General features: G+C 62.3%; 19 protein-coding genes. 7 read left to right on the forward strand and 12 right to left on the reverse strand.

The window, feature by feature from the left end:
* Positions 1 to 29 precede the first annotated feature (29 nt).
* Entirely contained in the window at positions 30 to 770 is a 741-nt protein-coding gene (locus AC1DF8_RS01485; RefSeq protein ID WP_112969378.1) for a gamma-glutamylcyclotransferase, read from the reverse strand.
* Positions 771 to 974: 204 nt separating this feature from the next.
* On the opposite strand from AC1DF8_RS01485, the gene AC1DF8_RS01490 reads away from it, so the two are divergent.
* The 3 genes from AC1DF8_RS01490 to AC1DF8_RS01500 all read left to right on the forward strand — a co-directional run bounded on the left by AC1DF8_RS01490 (position 975) and on the right by AC1DF8_RS01500 (position 2,422).
* Positions 975 to 1,721, forward strand: a complete 747-nt coding sequence (locus tag AC1DF8_RS01490) for a phosphotransferase family protein (RefSeq protein WP_477994754.1) — start codon at positions 975 to 977, stop codon at positions 1,719 to 1,721.
* Positions 1,722 to 1,798: 77 nt separating this feature from the next.
* Positions 1,799 to 1,987, forward strand: a complete 189-nt coding sequence (locus AC1DF8_RS01495; protein WP_477994756.1) for a hypothetical protein — start codon at positions 1,799 to 1,801, stop codon at positions 1,985 to 1,987.
* A gap of 168 nt (positions 1,988 to 2,155) precedes the next feature.
* The gene (locus AC1DF8_RS01500; protein ID WP_018113951.1) at positions 2,156 to 2,422 is read left to right on the forward strand and encodes a hypothetical protein; all 267 of its coding nucleotides are present in this window, start codon (positions 2,156 to 2,158) and stop codon (positions 2,420 to 2,422) included.
* Between the two features lie 33 nt (positions 2,423 to 2,455).
* Here AC1DF8_RS01500 and AC1DF8_RS01505 read toward each other — a convergent pair whose 3' ends face one another.
* From AC1DF8_RS01505 to AC1DF8_RS01515, 3 genes are read right to left on the reverse strand one after another with little or no spacing between them, the layout of a single operon-like run.
* On the reverse strand, positions 2,456 to 2,854 hold the full coding sequence (locus tag AC1DF8_RS01505) for a Fur family transcriptional regulator (protein WP_477994759.1): 399 nt from the start codon (positions 2,852 to 2,854) through the stop codon (positions 2,456 to 2,458).
* The gene (gene znuB, locus AC1DF8_RS01510; RefSeq protein WP_112546870.1) at positions 2,851 to 3,666 is read right to left on the reverse strand and encodes a zinc ABC transporter permease subunit ZnuB; all 816 of its coding nucleotides are present in this window, start codon (positions 3,664 to 3,666) and stop codon (positions 2,851 to 2,853) included. The genes AC1DF8_RS01505 and znuB overlap by 4 nt, the downstream gene beginning before the upstream one ends.
* Entirely contained in the window at positions 3,659 to 4,636 is a 978-nt protein-coding gene (locus tag AC1DF8_RS01515; protein WP_477994761.1) for an ATP-binding cassette domain-containing protein, read from the reverse strand. Before AC1DF8_RS01515 ends, znuB begins: the two co-directional genes overlap by 8 nt.
* A 102-nt stretch (positions 4,637 to 4,738) precedes the next feature.
* On the opposite strand from AC1DF8_RS01515, the gene AC1DF8_RS01520 reads away from it, so the two are divergent.
* The 3 genes from AC1DF8_RS01520 to AC1DF8_RS01530 all read left to right on the forward strand — a co-directional run bounded on the left by AC1DF8_RS01520 (position 4,739) and on the right by AC1DF8_RS01530 (position 7,841).
* On the forward strand, positions 4,739 to 5,734 hold the full coding sequence (locus AC1DF8_RS01520; protein WP_477994763.1) for a zinc ABC transporter substrate-binding protein: 996 nt from the start codon (positions 4,739 to 4,741) through the stop codon (positions 5,732 to 5,734).
* 177 nt (positions 5,735 to 5,911) lie between these two features.
* A complete protein-coding gene (gene zigA, locus AC1DF8_RS01525) occupies positions 5,912 to 7,117 on the forward strand; it encodes a zinc metallochaperone GTPase ZigA (RefSeq protein WP_477994765.1) in 1,206 nt (401 codons plus the stop codon).
* A gap of 424 nt (positions 7,118 to 7,541) precedes the next feature.
* Entirely contained in the window at positions 7,542 to 7,841 is a 300-nt protein-coding gene (locus AC1DF8_RS01530; protein WP_112546865.1) for a hypothetical protein, read from the forward strand.
* Between the two features lie 26 nt (positions 7,842 to 7,867).
* Here AC1DF8_RS01530 and AC1DF8_RS01535 read toward each other — a convergent pair whose 3' ends face one another.
* Positions 7,868 to 8,989, reverse strand: coding sequence for an HPP family protein (locus AC1DF8_RS01535; RefSeq protein ID WP_112969368.1), 1,122 nt, complete (start codon positions 8,987 to 8,989; stop codon positions 7,868 to 7,870).
* A 45-nt stretch (positions 8,990 to 9,034) separates the two neighbouring features.
* The gene (locus tag AC1DF8_RS01540) at positions 9,035 to 9,931 is read right to left on the reverse strand and encodes a LysR family transcriptional regulator (RefSeq protein WP_477994767.1); all 897 of its coding nucleotides are present in this window, start codon (positions 9,929 to 9,931) and stop codon (positions 9,035 to 9,037) included.
* 117 nt (positions 9,932 to 10,048) lie between these two features.
* On the opposite strand from AC1DF8_RS01540, the gene AC1DF8_RS01545 reads away from it, so the two are divergent.
* The gene (locus tag AC1DF8_RS01545) at positions 10,049 to 10,720 is read left to right on the forward strand and encodes a 5-formyltetrahydrofolate cyclo-ligase (RefSeq protein WP_477994769.1); all 672 of its coding nucleotides are present in this window, start codon (positions 10,049 to 10,051) and stop codon (positions 10,718 to 10,720) included.
* Positions 10,721 to 10,797: 77 nt separating this feature from the next.
* On the opposite strand, the gene AC1DF8_RS01550 is transcribed toward AC1DF8_RS01545, so the two are convergent.
* The 6 genes from AC1DF8_RS01550 to AC1DF8_RS01575 form a co-directional block, all read right to left on the reverse strand.
* On the reverse strand, positions 10,798 to 11,130 hold the full coding sequence (locus AC1DF8_RS01550; RefSeq protein ID WP_112546861.1) for an RcnB family protein: 333 nt from the start codon (positions 11,128 to 11,130) through the stop codon (positions 10,798 to 10,800).
* Between the two features lie 379 nt (positions 11,131 to 11,509).
* Complete coding sequence (locus AC1DF8_RS01555) at positions 11,510 to 12,010, reverse strand: GNAT family N-acetyltransferase (protein WP_477994770.1); 501 nt, start codon at positions 12,008 to 12,010, stop codon at positions 11,510 to 11,512.
* Between the two features lie 6 nt (positions 12,011 to 12,016).
* Entirely contained in the window at positions 12,017 to 13,630 is a 1,614-nt protein-coding gene (locus AC1DF8_RS01560) for a glycoside hydrolase family 43 protein (RefSeq protein WP_113016694.1), read from the reverse strand.
* Between the two features lie 89 nt (positions 13,631 to 13,719).
* Positions 13,720 to 14,751 carry an L-glyceraldehyde 3-phosphate reductase gene (mgrA, locus tag AC1DF8_RS01565; protein ID WP_477994772.1) on the reverse strand — a complete coding sequence of 344 codons (1,032 nt, stop codon included), beginning with the start codon at positions 14,749 to 14,751 and terminating at the stop codon, positions 13,720 to 13,722.
* Positions 14,752 to 15,081: 330 nt separating this feature from the next.
* Positions 15,082 to 16,215 carry a Gfo/Idh/MocA family protein gene (locus AC1DF8_RS01570; RefSeq protein ID WP_477994774.1) on the reverse strand — a complete coding sequence of 378 codons (1,134 nt, stop codon included), beginning with the start codon at positions 16,213 to 16,215 and terminating at the stop codon, positions 15,082 to 15,084.
* A gap of 8 nt (positions 16,216 to 16,223) precedes the next feature.
* On the reverse strand, positions 16,224 to 16,988 hold the full coding sequence (locus tag AC1DF8_RS01575; RefSeq protein ID WP_113016693.1) for a sugar phosphate isomerase/epimerase family protein: 765 nt from the start codon (positions 16,986 to 16,988) through the stop codon (positions 16,224 to 16,226).
* Positions 16,989 to 16,995 lie beyond the last annotated feature (7 nt).

Consider the following 16,995-nt stretch of genomic DNA (forward strand, 5'->3'; position numbering starts at 1 on the left):
TTGCCGAACGATCTCGAAAATCGGGCTGATCAAAGGTCTGCGGCAGGCAATTGCTGCAGCCGGCGCTGCGCCTCTTCCACCTCGATCGCAAGCCCTTCCAGAAGCTCGTCCCACATATCGAGCGCCCGCAGGCCTTCACGTGTACGAAACAGATAATCGGCGGAACTGCCAATACTGCCTGCCGCCGTGGCAAGCCGCTGTACGGTCGCTTCCCTGGAAAGGCCGCCGGCATAAGTATTTGCCAGCGGGTTCATGGTGAAAGCGATACCGCTTCCAAAACGCGCGCCGTCTTCGTCAAGCAGATCGACCCAGCGCGGAATATAGGCCTCGGCCACCATCTCCCGCCGCCACAGCAGTTCGAGCTCGTGCAGGAGATCGTCTTCCTCCAGGCGCAAGGCCACGCCGTCGCAGCTGCCGCCTGCATCCAGCCCGAGCACGAGGCCCGGATTTTCCGGCGAGCCGCGTCCGGATGCGGTGGCAAGGCAAAAGGACCGGCGCCAGCCCTCGATACGGGCTTTCCGGCTTTCCACACTCAGAATGATCGGATTCCAGATCAGCGACCCATAGGCGAAAATCCAGACAGGGCCTTCCGGCCGCTCGGCAAGGATCGATGCGAGCGACGCCTGCCGCTCCTCGTCGCTCAGAAGCCGGAGCGTCGGCGCCGCCCCGGCAATCAGGTCTGCGAAAACGCCGCTCAGCAGCAGTTCGCGCGACAGGATTTCCTCGCCGCAGCAGGCGACCGTTTCCGAGTTTTTATTCTTGATGGTCATGACACCCCCAAATACCGGCCGCGGACATCGTCAACGGCCTTATTTCGTCGCCATCATCCACGCCTCGCGCGCCGGATAAAGCCCGTCGGCACAGACACAGTGTCTCCGCAGCCGCAACAATCGACGCTTCGGCGCCTCCCTCTTCCCGCCGCAAAGATCAGCACCACATGTTTCTCGAAGAGACTCAATGAACGGGAGCCCGACATGAGCGAAATCGGCCGTCTGCTCGGCGCCGGCAAGGAAGCGGAAGTCTTTGAACATGGCACGCTGGCGCTGAAGCTCTATAAGCCCGGCCGGCCGAAAGCCCCCGCCTTTCGCGAAGCCGCCAGTCTGGCGATCGCCGAGAAACTGTCGCTGCCAGCGCCCAGGGTTCACGTCGTCGGCGATTATCACGGCCGTTGGGGCCTTTTGATGGATCGCGTGACCGGGGCAAGCCTTGCCGATGAGATGGCGCCCGAGCCGCCATTGTCAGCCATCAAGGAAATGGCCGCCCTGCACCTGCGCCTGCACCGCGAACCCGGCACCGGCCTCCCCTCGCTGAAATCGAGGCTGTCGGCCAATATCGAAAGCGCGGAACCCCTGACACAAGACCTGCGCGACCGGCTGCTTCTCACACTTGCCGCCCTGCCCGATGGTGACAGGGTCTGCCACGGTGACTTCCACCCCTGGAATATCCTCGGCTCCGGCGAGGACATCATGATCGTCGACTGGCTCGATGCCTGCAGCGGCAACCCGGCCGCCGATGTCTGCCGCACCTACCTCCTGATGCGCCGCGTGCTCCCGGCAATCGCCGAAGCCTATGTCGTCACCTATGCGAAGGCGGCCGAATTACCCGCGGACGACATCTTCACCTGGCTGCCGGTTATCGCCGCAGCCCGCCTGGCAGAGGACGTGCCCGAGGAGAACGAAGATCTCTTGCATCTTGCAGCGCTCGCCCCTGTCGACGGATAGGGTCACTTCCTGATTCGCATCGCCTTTCGCCGTCTGCACCTGCTCCTTGYCAAGCTGCCTCAGCCTGGAGAGGAATAGTGCCAGCATCGGCGATGCTGTTCGGCCTCTTATGGCCGACGGCAAGGTCGATCGTCGGCGGTTCGCCCTTCAGCGGGCGGCTGGTGACGGACCAGGGAAGGACGTTTTCGGCACAGGCGGTCAAGAGCGCCACACCGCTCAGGCGGTGGTACGCGGCGGTCTCCGCCCGCCCCAGCGCCAGCGCTTGATCATGAGAGACCGGACGGCCCTCTCCCCTTCCCGATTACACCTTCGGTTCGGCAGGGCCGCAGATTCCTTCGTTTTCTGTTGCGAATAGTTCGCAATTATGTTTTGCTAATGCAAGTGATTAGCAATCGCATTTCAAGCAGATTCCGGATTGATCGTTGGGGGCGGTCGTGGCTGAGACCAAGGGTATCGACGAAATGACGAGGGAAGAGATCGAGCGGCTGCTGCTGAAGCTCAGCAACATGCTCCACGCCTCTTCGACCGCCCTCGGGGAAAGCAATAGCCTGTCACAGGCAATGGAGAACATTGCCGACCTGCTGCAGAACTACGAGACCATTTCAGGCGACGCGGATGAGGTCGCAAACCGGATCGCTGAAGCGATCAAGATGGTCGGACAGGCCGATTTTATCCGCCCTGATGAATCGACGGTTCACTGAGCATCGGCCCTGTAACCGGGCCCCGCTTCTGGTTCAGGCCGCACAAGCCTCGCAGGTGCCGCGGATTTCGATCGTCGTTTTCGCCGGCTTGAACTTCTGGCTGCGCACCCATCCCATCAGCCGATGGTCAACCTCATGGTCGTGGAATTCGATCACCTGGCCGCAGCTTTCGCAGATCGCGAAGGCGACGATGCCGTGGCTGTGGCAATCCTCGCCCGGATGGGCGCAGGCGACGAAGGAATTGATGCTTTCGAGGCGATGCACGACGCCATATTCGAGCAGCTTTTCCAGCGCCCGGTAGACCTGCAGCGGCGCGCGAAAACCCTGGTCGCGCAGCTTGTCGAGGATCGTATAGGCGCTGAGCGGCCCCTCGGCCTTTTCGAGCACCTCGAAAACGAGCGCCTGGTTACGGGTCATTTGCGGTGCGGTCATGAGCCTTGTCCTTGCAGGTCCCTGCGCCCGCGCCAGGCGGGAAGCAGGCTCAGAATGAAGAGAATGAGGGCGGCCACCACGATCGACGGGCCTGATGGCGTGTCATAGGTCAGCGAGCCGAAGAGCCCGCCGACAACRGCGACAGCGCCGATCAGCGAGGCAAGCACGGCCATCAGTTCCGGTGTCGAGGAAAAGCGCCGCGCGGTTGCCGCCGGAATGATCAAGAGCGAGGTGATCAGCATGATGCCGACGATCTTCATGGCAATGGCAATGACGACCGCCATCAACAGCATGAAGAACAGCCGCGCGCGCTCCGGCTGAAGGCCTTCGGCCTCAGCCAGTTCCGGATTGACGGTGGCCGCAAGCAGAGGCCGCCACAGCCAGGCGATGGCCGCCAGCACGAAGATGCCGCCGCCCCAGATCAGCGCGATATCCGTGGTGGAAACCGCCAGAATATCGCCAAACAGGAAGGCGATGAGATCGATACGCACCCAGGTCATGAACGCGACCATGACGAGGCCGATCGCAAGCGTCGCATGTGAGAGAATGCCGAGCAGCGCATCGGCCGACAGCGCCTGACGCTTCTGCAGGAAGAGAAGCAGGATCGAGACGACAGCGGCCACCACGAAGACGGCAAGCGTCAGGTTGAGTTCGAAAAGCAGAGAGAGCGCCACGCCGAGCAGCGCCGAATGGGCGATCGTATCGCCGAAATAGGCCATTCGCCGCCAGATGATGAAGCAGCCGAGCGGCCCGGTCGTCAGTGCCAGACCGACGCCGGCAAGAATGGCGCGCACGAAGAAATCGTCAAGCATGACGGTCCTCCCCGCTGCTGGCCGTGCTCTGCGCCCCACTCTGAGAATGCGTGTGCGTATGGGCGTGAGCCTCGGCATGCGCATGCCCGTGGTGATGATCGCCATCAGCCTGCGCATGAGCATGAGCGTGCGAATGCGCGTGCCCGTGATCATGATGATGCCCATCCTCGGGATGGCAATGATCGGTCACCGAGCCGTCTTCATGCAGCACGCGCCCGTCGGGCAGATGCGTATGGTCGTGATGGTGGCTGTAGACGGCGAGCGTCGGCGCAGCCCGGCTGCCGAAGAGGCGCACATATTCCGGGCTCTGGCTGACGGCCTGCGGCGTGCCGCGGCAGCAGACATGGCCGTTGAGGCAGATCACGGTATCCGTTTCCGCCATGACGACATGGAGATCGTGCGAGATCAGCAGGATACCGCAGCCGGTCGTGTTGCGGATCGACTTGATGAGCTCGTAAAGCGCGATCTCGCCGGCGAAATCGACGCCCTGCACCGGCTCGTCGAGCACCAGAAGATCGGGTTTGCGGGCAATGGCGCGCGCCATCAAGGCGCGCTGGAATTCGCCGCCCGAGAGGTGCTGCACCTGCGCATCCAGCATATGCGCCATGCCGGAGGCTTCAAGCGCGGCCGTGATGTCAGCCTCGGGCAGCGGCCCGGTCAGCGTCATCAGCCGCCGCACCGAAAGCGGCAGCGTCCAGTCGATGGCAAGCTTCTGCGGCACATAACCGACCTTGAGGCCGGCAATGCGCGTCACCCTGCCCTCATCCGGCTTCAGGACGCCAATCGCCGCCTTCGCGCTCGTCGATTTGCCGGAGCCGTTCGGGCCGATCAGCGTGACGATCTCGCCGCGAGAAACGGAGAAATCCACACCGCGCACCAGCCACCGGCCGCCGCGGCGAATGCCGACATTCTCAAGCGAAACCAGCGGTTCGGCCTTCATACCAGCAGGGGTATTTGCGGGAGAGAGCATCAAATTTTCCGAAAGTGCTGTTGCGTCCTGCTATTGCACACGTTATAGCATAACGCAATTGATGTAATAACATAACAATGGCAATTCAAGCGGAGCATGCTGATGAAACTGGCGATGGGCATTACCCTCGCGATCCCGGCCTTCCTCATCGCCGGGGCTCTTCAGGCGGCCGATGCACCTGTCGTCGTCACCTCGATCAAGCCGATCCATTCGTTGGTATCCGCCATCATGGATGGCGTCGGCAAGCCTGAGCTGATCGTCGATGGCGCCGCCTCCCCGCACACCTATAATCTGAAGCCTTCCAACGCCCGCGCCCTGCAGCAAGCCAAGGTGATATTCTGGGTCGGCCCCGGCCTCGAAGCCTTCCTCGAAAAGCCGCTGGAATCTTTGGGTTCCGACGCGATCGTCGCGCGCCTGGACGATGCGCCGGGCCTGGTGAAGCTGCCCTTCCGCGAAGGCGGCGCGTTCGAGGCTCACGACGACGACGGGGACCACGATAGTGCTTCCGCCCACGAGCACGGCGAAGCCGGCCATGACCACGCGTCTGATGCCCACGCTCACGATGAAGACGGCCACCACGGCTTCGATACCCATCTCTGGCTCGATCCCATGAATGCGAAAGCCATGGCAGCCGAGATTACCACTACGCTGGTTGCCGCCGACCCCGCCAACGCTCTGACCTACGAGGCCAATGCAAAGGCCCTGGACGACAAGCTGGATGCATTGGACAAGGAAGTTGCCGCGACCGTTGCGCCGGTAAAAGACAAGCCCTTCGTGGTCTTCCACGATGCCTATCAGTATTTCGAGCACCGCTACGATATCCGCGTCGCCGGCTCGATCACCGTCAGCCCGGAAACCATCCCGGGTGCGGAGCGCATCTCGGAGATCCACAAGAAGGTCGGCGATCTCGGCGCAACCTGCGTCTTCGCCGAGCCGCAATTCGAGCCGCGTCTCGTCAACGTGGTCATCGAGGGCACCAAGGCAAAGTCGGGCGTGCTCGACCCCGAAGCCGCCACCCTGCCTGCTGGCCCCGATCTCTACTTCTCCCTCATGCGCGGCATCGCCGACAGCATGCGGAACTGCCTTGCCAGCGCATAGTCCGAGCGAGCGTCGGCAGCAATGTGCGCATTCTACAAGTAGGGAAATGCCAAAAGGCACCCTGTCGAACTTGCAGCCCGCCCCCGCGAGCGCTGCGGCGAAAGAAGGCGGCGACACCCCCGTTCCGCCTTTTTTTGTCGGCGCATATGTTACGTTATAACATCATAGGATGATATCATGGACAAGAGACTTCCGGTTACTGTGCTCTCCGGCTTCCTCGGCGCCGGGAAAACGACGCTACTCAATCATGTGCTCGGGAATCGCGAAGGCATGCGCGTCGCCGTCATCGTCAACGACATGAGCGAGGTGAATATCGATGCCGCCCTTGTGCGCGATGGCGGCGCCAATCTCTCCCGCACCGAGGAACAGCTGGTGGAAATGACCAATGGCTGCATCTGCTGCACGCTGCGCGACGATCTTCTGAAGGAAGTCCGCCAGCTCGCCGAACAGGGCCGCTTCGACTACCTGCTGATCGAATCGACAGGCATTGCCGAGCCCCTGCCCGTCGCCACCACCTTCGAATTCCGCGACGAGGACGGGCTGAGCCTCTCCGATATCGCCCGCCTCGACACGATGGTGACCGTCGTCGATGCCGCCAACCTGCTTGCCGACTACGCCTCGGCCGATTTCCTCGCCGACCGCGGCGAAACCGCCGGTGACGGCGACAACAGGACGATCGTCGATCTCCTCGTCGAGCAGATCGAATTCGCCGATATCGTCGTTCTGAACAAGATCGGCACGGCAAGCGAGGAGCAAAGCGATGCGGCAAGAAAGATTATCACCGGCCTCAACCCCGATGCCCGCATCATCGAGACGGATTTCGGCAAGGTCGGGCTGAAAGATGTGCTTGGCACCGGCCGCTTCGATATCGACAGGGCCGAGACCCACCCTCTCTGGTACAAGGAACTGCACGGCTTCAAGGATCATGTGCCGGAAACCGAGGAATACGGCATCCGCTCCTTCGTCTATCGCGAAAGACGCCCCTTTCACCCCGCCAGATTGCAGGCCTTCCTCGATAAATCCTGGCCGGGAGTGGTGCGCGCCAAAGGTTTCTTCTGGCTTGCCACGCGCCCGCATTATGTCGGCGAAATCAGCCAGGCCGGCGCGATCGTGCGTACCGGCAAGATGGGCCTCTGGTGGGCGGCCGTCCCGCGTGAACAATGGCCGCAGGAGACCGGCTTCCTCAACGGCATCGGCCCCTATCTCGACCCTATCTGGGGCGATCGCCGCCAGGAAATCGTCTTCATCGGCGCCGATCCGATGGATGAGTCCTGGATCAGGCGGGAGCTCGACGCCTGCCTGGTGGAGAGCGCCAGCTTCACGCCGGAGCGCTGGCGCAATCTGCCCGACCCCTTCGCCAGCTGGAGCCGGCAGGCAGCATGAAGGCGACGGCGATCAGGCCCTATCGTTGCCTGTGCATCGAATGCGAACCGCTGCCGCCGATCGACGGGCTGCATCCGCTCACTTACGGAGATGGAACCGAGAATGAAGCGAGCAAACCGAAGCGAGTTCTAAGAACGATCGCCGAACTGGTCATGCCTTCGCGCCGGCGGGACTAGGCATTGAACAGGGTCGCACCTGCGCCTGCCGGGTCGAGCCTCGCCCTGGCAGGCTGCCCCTCGGATGAAACTTTGCGCAGATCGACTTTCTGATCTTTTTTTCATCATCCCAAATTCAATAAATGGGCACGAACCCCAAAACTCTGGGCCCTCCCCGAGCCGATCTCCCGCAGCCGCGGGGCACGGCCGAAATTCCCGCGACTGGCACACCGCTTGCAACGGTTTCACTCGAAACAATCGGATGTGCCATGCCGCCTGTCTTTACCGACCTCCTGCTCGGAGCCGCCCTCGCCCTCAGCCTGCGGCGCTTCATTCTCCCCTATGTGGTGGAGGATGACATCGTCCGGGCGTCGGCACCGGTGACGATGGTGGCAAGCGCGGTATTCCTCGCCGCCCTCGCGCTCACTTGCGCCGACAAGAGTTTCTGGAGCGCCAGCGTAACGCTCACCGGCGGAGCCTTGCTCGCCTTCGTCTTTGACGACAGGTGGCCGAAACTTGCCGTCACCGCTGCGGCAGCATGCCTTCTCGTCTATCTCGGCATGCGCTGATTGCGCGTCGCCCCCGCGGATTTGCTTTAGGCCGCGACTTCCGGCCGCTTGCCACCCTTCGGTAAGGCCCGTGCAACAGCGCTCAGCAGATCCGTCTGCGAAATCAATCCGAGAATACGCCTCTCCCCATCGACGATAATGACGGCATGGGTGCGCCCGTCCGTCAGATCCGGCAGCAGGCCCATCGCCACGTCATCGGCACGCGCAGTCGTCGCCGGCGAGACCAGCCGCTCGACCGAACCGGCGGCGACTGCGAGCTCCCGCAGACCGACGGTGCCGATCAGCTTTCCGGCCTCGTCGCGCACCGGCAATGTCCTGATATTGTGGTTCAGCAGCAGCCAGCGCGCCTGCTCGACCGTTGCATCGGCATCGATCGCGATCACATCGCGCGACATGATATCGGCGCATCGGATCTCGGCATTCGAACGGGCAACCGCCTCAAACTCCACCTGGCGCAACAGCCGGCCGAGATCGGCGCGGTCGATATCGAAGGTCTCGTTGAGCTTGGCGAGTGCCGCATCGATATCCTCCTCCTGAAAGCCGGTGCGTTCAGCCGCCGGCCGGTCCGCCGTCAGGTGCGTGTTGACGGGTACTGCCACCACATGCGGGTAATTGTGCCGCGACAGCTTGTGAAAAACGAGGCCGAGCACCACCAGCAGGCAGGAATTCAGCGCGACCGGCACAAAGGGAAAGAGCATGCCCCAGCTGGCGACAACCGGACCGCCGAGCACGGCCGTCAGTGCCGCCGCCCCACCGGGAGGATGCAGGCAGCGGGTGAAGGACATGGCGGCGATCGCCAGCGACACGCCGACCCCGGTTGCAATGATCGGATCATGGATCAGGCTCGCCGCCACCACCCCCATGATCGCCGAGATCGTATTGCCGCCGATGATCGACCAGGGTTGCGCGAGCGGGCTCGCCGGCACCGCAAAGAGCAGCACGGCAGACGCCCCCATGGGCGCCACGATCAGCGGCAGATGAGAACCTTCGCCGAAAAGCGCGCCGCAGAGCAGGCCCGTCAGCGCAATCGAGACGAGCGCGCCGAGACAGGCCAGCAGCCGGTCGCGCAGCGTCGCACCGGCAAGAATAGGGTGGAAGAGCCGCGAAATGGAGGACCGGCGGGGCTCGTCGGGATTTGGTAAGCGCATGAGAAACTCTTTGAAGACGACTGCGAACGAAATTGAAAGGCACTGCTATTGCAGCATGGCGGGCGGATTGGCCGACATGAGCATGACCTGCTCGAAGGCCTGCAACGGATCGGATCGCTGCTGCCGCCTGGAAATTAAGAGCGTATCGACCAGGCCGAGCCGGTGGATGGTGACCTCTTTGTTCCAGGGCAGCATGTCGAGCACGGAGCGCGGCATGACGCCGACGGCATTGCCGGCGATGACCTGGGCAAGGATTGCATGATAGGACGTCATTTCCACCGTCGGCAGATTGGCCCCGGCGCGCATCCATCGCTCGGCAATCTGCCGGTAGGTGCAGCCGGGCTCGAGCGCGGCAAGCGCCGGGAGGCGGATATCCTGAGGTACTGCGACCGAGGCATGATGCGGCGGCAGCACCAGCAGAAGGTCCTCCTCGTAGACGCGCGCAGAATGGAGATCGCCGGCATCCGGACCTGCGGATGACAGCCAGCCGGGTTCGCCCTGTGGCGTGGCAATCAGCGCGCAATCGAGATCGCCGGATAAAACCGCCTTTGTCAGCTCCCGCGTGGCGCCAAGCGTGAGCTTCAGGGCAATATCCGGGTTCTGCTCATTGAAACGGGCAAGTACAGGCGGAAGCCGGCTTGCGGCCGTGCTTTCCATTGTACCGAGACGCAGCACCGGCTGCGGACGGATACCCTTGAGCGCAAGCTGCGCCTCCCCGGCCAGTGCCGTCAGCCGTTTCGCATAGGAAAGGAAGGTCTGCCCCTCCGGCGTCAGCGTCATGCGCTTGCCATCGCGGCTGAACAGCACCGCATCCATCTGCCCTTCCAGGGCCTGGATACGGGTCGTGACGTTGGACGGCGCGCGCGCGAGCCTCCTGGCTGCGCGGGTCACGCTGCCCTCTTCGGCGACTGCAAGGAAAATTTCCAGGGAAGACAGATCCACATCGATCTCGCTTGATGAACGAACTTGTCTATTATTCTAAATCAGAGAATGATCGCAATCGTCCCACGGCCCAAAATCGTCACATGAACTGAAAACTTCTTCCGATCGGACCGCCAGATGCAGAAAGACGAACCAGAGGCCTATGCCTCGCCCGCATGCCTGATGCACGAAGTCGATCCCGCCTATATGGGTCTCGAAGAGCCGTGGGAGGTGGTGCGGGAATGGCGCCGCGGCGAGCGCAGGCGGCTGATCGACGCCCGAAAATCGATAGGATCAACCGATCGGGAACAGAAGACGGCGCTGATATCGGCGCAGCTCGACCGGCTTCTGGGTCCTGTCGTCGCGGGAAAATCCGTCAGCGTCTACTGGCCCTTTCAGGGAGAGCCGGATCTGCGCGGCTGGATGACGAAAATCGCCGGGCGCGCGGCCTGCCTTCTGCCTGTCGTGGCAGAAAAAGCCGGTCCGCTGACATTCCGCGCCTGGACGCCGGGAGCCAAGCTGGAGCGCGGCGTGCTCGGCATTCTCATTCCCACCGGCGGCGAGGAGCAGCGGCCCGATATCGTCATTGCGCCTGTGGTCGGCTACGACCGCGGCTGTTATCGTCTTGGTGTCGGCGGCGGTTATTTCGACCGGACATTGGCGGCGCTCTCCCCCAAACCACTCGCAATCGGCATCGGATACTCGCAACAGCAAATCCGAACGATCAAGCCGCAGCCGCATGATATTCCAATGGATGCAATCGTCACCGAGGATGGCGTGATCATACGCCTCGGCGGTGCATTGGCCTGACGGCCAACGACCGCGATTCGCGCCGCGAACAAAAAAGGGCGGCCGAAGCCGCCCTCTTTTCGGGATTGCGCGTGAACTCAGCGATTGGCGGCGATGATGCTGGAGATCACGCCGCTGGCGATACCGACGAGAAGATAGTCGTTATCGGCCCTCACCCAGTGATAGCCGCGCGGCGGCGGTGCCAGGCGATAGCGGCGATAGTCGCGAACTTCGCCGTAGCGGCCACGCTCGGCAGCCGACATGCGGTAACCCCTGGCCCAGTAATGCGGACGGATGACCTTTTTGTGGACGATGACCTTCTCGTGAACGACGACCGGCGGACGGCGATGATCGGCGGCGCTGGCTTGCGATGCGACGATCGGCGAGAGCAGGAAAGAAGTAGAGAGAAGTGCTGCGAAGATCTTTTTCATGGGGTTTCCTCGTGTTGAACACGCCCCGAAATTACGTCCCTGAAAATGAACGGAATCTGAAAATAAAATTAAAGATCTGTAATGGAATCGGGCACTTATGCGCGATTCCTAATATCCTAATTTCAGGATAACGGAAGGTGGCGAGATCATGTTGCCGGATATCACGTCTGCGTAATCGGGCGTGATGAAACGGTGTTTTGAACGGGCGGTTTTCCCCGCTCCCCAGCGGGGTCCGAAAGACGGGTCGAGACCCGTGGCTCGACCCTGGTCAGGTGGCGCCAAGCGTCGGATGAGGAGACCACGCCCATTGCTTCCACAGCCCCTGCAGGCACGGTCTCTCCGATGGGGAAGCGAAAACCCGGCAGCCGCCGCTCGAAACCTATCGCGCAATCAACGCCATTTCGATCACGTCCTTATAAGCCCCATCGACGCAAAACGCATCGCGGCTCACCCCTTCGCGTACGAAGCCGATCCCCTCGTAAAGCCGGATCGCCCTTGCATTGTCGGCATGCACGCCAAGTTCGATACGAAGCATGCCCACCTGCTGCGCGCCCTCAATCGACGCCTCGATCAGCCGGCGGCCGAGCCCCTGTCCGCGGTAGGCGGGAAGCAGGCCCATGCCGAGCGTGCCGCGATGGGCGTGGGAGGGAAAGTGATGCCGGCGGATGTCGCACCAGCCGATCACCTCGCCGCCATCGAGGGCGACGAAGTGCACGTTGCCGCTGGCAATGGAAGACAGCGCAAACCTGCGCGTCTCCTCCGGCGGCGGGGCTTCAAGCAGGCTGAGATATTTCCGCTCGCGCGCCACAATGTCGAGAGCCCGGTGAAAGCCCTCGACATGCGTTTCGTTCAGCCGCTCGATGCCGGTATCGACAGCCATAAGCCCTCAAAGCTCGTCGTAATTGAACCAGTCGAAATCGGCCGTCTTTGCCCGGCCCGACGTATCGAAGGCGAAAACGCCGGCAAAGGCGCCGGTAAAGGAGCCGTGCTCGCCGCGCCCGCCCTCGTCCGAGATGACGCCGGCATCGAGAACCGGACCGATCGGCTGCCAGGCGCCCTTGCCTTCCGTCTGCCAGAAGAATTGCAGGTCGTTTTCGCGGATCTCCATGGAGAGCTGCACGCGCCCTTCAGCCGGGATCGCGACGCCGGCTTCCGCCGGGAAGCTCATGCGCCCATGCGGATAATCGCCGTCGCAGGAGAAAATCGTGACACAGCGGCCGAGCTTTTCATGCAGGGTTACGACGACGGCATGGAACTTGTGGCGGTTATAATAGTGTATCAGGCCGGCGACCTGCTGATAGGTATCCGGCGCAAACTCCACCACCGTTTCCGCGCGAAAACTGTGATGCTCCTGCCGGCGGGCGACGAGCGCCTGCTCGAACCAGGAACCGATGCTCTCGCGGCCGATCAGGCGCAGATGGCCGGGGCGCTCCGTCAGGTTGAAGATGCGCTCCGGCTGCGGCGTGCGCAGCCACTGGAAATCACCCGGCAACTTGCCGCCATCGAAGGAATACTCGCTGCGAACAGGTTTTTCAGCGCGCTTTGCATCGCCAAGACCCGGCACCTCGACATCGGGAACAACAGTGCCGTTTTCCAGATAGAGCCAGCCATCCTCACGCCAGACACATTTCTGCAGAGCCGTCTCGCGCCCCAGCGTGCAGCGACGCTTCGGCGGCAGCGGCCGGCCGCAAAGATGCGTGTGATAGACCTGGCCATCTGGTGTCTCGACGTACTGCCCGTGCCCTGCCCTTTGCAGCGCCGCTTCCGGATTGTCCTTCGAGGTGATCAGGTGCCGGTTCGGATGCAGCTCATAGGGGCCGTCGATATTGCGCGAACGCGCCATCGTCACCGCATGGTCGTAGCCAGTGCCACCTTCGGCCGTCGTCAGGTAGTACCAGCCGTTCTTGCGGAAGAGATGCGGCCCTTCGACCAGGCCGAGCGGGCTGCCGGCGAAAATGTTCTTGATCGGGCCCTTCAGCGCCTTCGTCTGCGGATCCCATTCCTGCAGCAGGATACCGTCAAAGGCTGGAGACTTCGGCGAGCCGCCATAGCTCTCGGTGCGGTGGTTCCACTGCATGTTGACGAACCACTTGCGCCCATCCTCGTCATGGAACAGCGACGGGTCGAAGCCCGAGGAATTGACGTAGACGGGTTCGGACCATTCGCCCTCGATCGTGGGCGAGGTCACGATGTAATTATGCGCGTCCTTGAAGTTGCCGTCGAAGCGCTTGACGTCGGTATAGACCAGCCAGAACTGTCCGTCCGCATAGGAAAGGCACGGCGCCCAGACGCCACAGCTGTCGGGATTGCCGCGCATGTCGAGCTGCGAAGCCCGCTCCAGCGGCCGGCGCACCAGCTTCCAGTTCACCAGATCGCGCGAGTGATGGATCTGCACACCCGGATACCATTCGAAGGTCGAGGTCGCGATGTAATAATCGTCACCGACGCGGCAGATGGACGGGTCGGGATTGAACCCGGGCAGGATGGGATTGCGGATCATGGCGGCTCCTCCGTTGAGCAAGGTTCTTGCTATACGTACGTCAAACTATACCAGAAAAACGCCCGGGGGTTTGCCCCGGGCGATCAAAACTATTCCAGCTCTGCGGACTTGGCCCAGAGGTTGATGTCGGCCTCCTTGGCATAGACATCGATCTGCTTCAGCTCCTCTGCCGAGAACTCGAGATTGCCGAGTGCGGCAACGCAATCGACGATCTGCGAGGAACGGCTGGCGCCGATAAGGGCCGAGGTCACGCGTCCACCGCGCAGCACCCAGGCGATCGCCATCTGCGCCAGCGTCTGGCCGCGCTTTTCGGCGATCTCGTTGAGCTTCTTGATATTGTCGATGATCGAAGGACGGATGAAGTCCTTCTTGAGGAAGTGGTTCTGCGCCGCGCGGCTGTCGGCGGGAATGCCGCCGAGATATTTCGTCGTCAGCATGCCCTGGGCAAGCGGCGAGAACACGATCGAGCCCATGCCGACCTCATCGAGCGTATCGAGCAGCTTGTCGTCCTCGACCCAGCGGTTGAGCATGGAATAGCTCGGCTGGTGGATGAGGCACGGCGTGCCGAGATCCTTCAGGATCGCGGCTGCCTCGCGGGTGCGCTGCGAATTGTAGGAGGAAATGCCGACATAGAGCGCGCGGCCCGAGCGCACGATATAGTCGAGCCCACCGCAGGTTTCTTCCAGCGGGGTCTCCGGATCGAAACGGTGCGAATAGAAGATGTCGACATAGTCGAGGCCCATGCGCTCAAGGCTCTGGTCGCAGGAGGCGACGAGATACTTGCGGCTGCCCCACTCGCCGTAAGGACCCGGCCACATGTCGTAGCCGGCCTTGGAAGAGATGATCAGCTCGTCGCGCAGGCCGGCGAAATCGGTGCGCAGGATCTCGCCGAACGCCGTCTCGGCGCTGCCGGGCGGCGGGCCGTAATTGTTGGCGAGATCGAAATGGGTAATGCCGAGATCGAAAGCCGTGCGGCACATGTCGACCTTGCGGTCATGCGGGGTGTCGCCGCCGAAATTGTGCCACAGGCCGAGGGAAACGGCCGGCAGCTTCAGGCCGGAACGGCCCGTGCGGTTATATTTCATCTTCGAATAACGGTCTTCGGCCGGTTGCCAGCTCATCTGAGGTCTCCTCAACCTGTAAAAGTGCTTCTCTTTCGTGACCGCATCAGGCGGCAGTCGAAAGCTGAAAACGTCGCTGCCCCTCGTATGGGGCCGGGCGCGACGGCACTATTGGATCAAGCACACCGATACGGCAAGCGCGTGGCGCGTGTTCTCGACAACTTCACGTGCATGCCTGTTTCGTGGACAGCGCTCTACCGTCCAATGTCGTCATCCTCGGGCTTGTCCCGAGGATCTACTGATGGCGCGGCAGATCCTCGGGACAAGCCCGAGGATGACGGAAAAATTGAGCAAGCGCGCCACACGACGAACGCACGGCGCGCCCTCCCCTTACTTCAGCAGCGCCTGCGCCTCTTCGATACCGAGCGCCGCCGGCTGCGTGCAGGTCGTGGTGAGATCCACGAACCGGCCTTCTGCACCCGACTTCAGGATCGAAGTCATGATGTCGACGCCGTGCAGCGTGCGGTCGAGTGAGCAGCGTGCATCGCGGCCCTCGATCAGCGCCATGGCCATGTCGGCAAGGCCGGCCGTGCGGTAGTTGGCGCGCGGGCCGTTCGGGCTTTCCTGGTTGAACTTGCCGAACGGGTGGTCCCAGGCTTCCAGCGCCTTGATGTCCTTGTCGCGGCCGCTGGCCTCTACGACGCCGCCGAAGAAGTTCGGGTCCGGCACGTAGAKCGARCCATCSGTGCCGTAGAGCTCCATATTGGCATGGCGGTGCGACCAGACATCCCAGCTTGCCGTCAGCGTGATGGTTGCGCCGGAAACGAATTCCAGGAGCGCCTGGATCGTCGTCGGCGTCTTGACCGGGATGATCTCGCCATTGCGCGGCTGGCTGGTGATGGTGCGGGTTTCCGATGCCATCGACGTCAGGCCGGCAACGCGCTTCACCGGACCGACCAGGTTGATCAGGTTGGCGATGTAATACGGCCCCATGTCGAGGATCGGGCCGCCGCCCGGCAGGAAGAAGAAGTCCGGGTTCGGGTGCCACATTTCCATCCCCGGGCCCATGACGTAGCAGGCGCCCGACGTGATGCGGCCAATACCGCCGTCGTCGATAAATTTGCGCGCAAGCTGGTGCGCGCCGCCGAGGAATGTATCGGGCGCGCAGCCGACGGCGAGGCCCTTTTCCTTGGCGATGCGGCGAAGCTCTTCGCCCTGCTCGAGCGTCAGCACGAGCGGCTTTTCCGAGTAAACGTGCTTGCCGGCTTCGAGCGCTGCCTTCGACACCGGATAATGCGCATCCGGGATCGTCAGGTTGACGACGACGTCGATCTCGTCATTGGCGAGAAGCTCTTCGATCGTCTGCGCGACAACGCCATATTCTTCGGCGCGCTGCTTTGCAGCCTGCGCGTTGATATCGGCGCAGGCCAGCACCTTCAGCCCCTTGAAGAGCGGTGACAGCGAAAAGTAGGTGGTGGAGATGTTGCCGCATCCGATGATGCCGACGCCAAGTTCCTTGGTCATGATCTGCCTCAGTAGGTCTTGAAGGAAGCGATCGAGCGCGTGATGTTGCGGTCGATATCATTTGGATTGTCGTGCTCGACGACGAAATGCTTGGCCTTGGTCTTTGCCTTGACGACCGGAAGCAGCTTCGCCCAGCCGATCGTGCCATGGCCGACATCGGCCCAGCCGCCTTCGTCCGTGGCTTCACCAGCCGGTGCGATATCCTTGACATGGACGGCGCTGATACGGTCACCGAGCTTTTCGACCCAAGCATAGGGATCGGCACCGCCGCGAACGACCCAGGCGATATCCGCTTCCCAGGTGATGCCGGGCGCACCTTCGAAGATGCGCTCGATCGGCAGCGAACCGTCCGAAAGCTTCACGAATTCGAAGTCGTGATTGTGCCAGCCGAATTCATAGCCCGCATCCTTGTAGGGCTTGCTCATTTCCTGCAGGCGCTTGCCGAAAGCGAGCCAGCCGGCTGCATCCGTCGGGCGCTGGTCGGGCATCAGGTGCGGCGCATAGATCGAATCCATGCCGAGGATCTTGGCGATCTGCAGCGACTTCTCGACATTGCCGTCGAGGAAATCGGGGCTGAAATGGCCGGTCGCCATCACGAGGCCATTCTTGTCGAGATCGGCGCGCAGGCTCTTGAGGCCAGCCTCATCGAGTTCCGCATAGATGCCGCCGAAACCTTCGACTTCGGCGTAACCGGCCTTGCCGAGCTTTTCGAAGATCGCCGAAAGCGGCGGGAAATTGCGGGCGCTATAGAGCTGATAGCTGAGCTTGGTCATGTCATCC

The organism is Rhizobium sp. 05N49, from assembly GCF_056396805.1.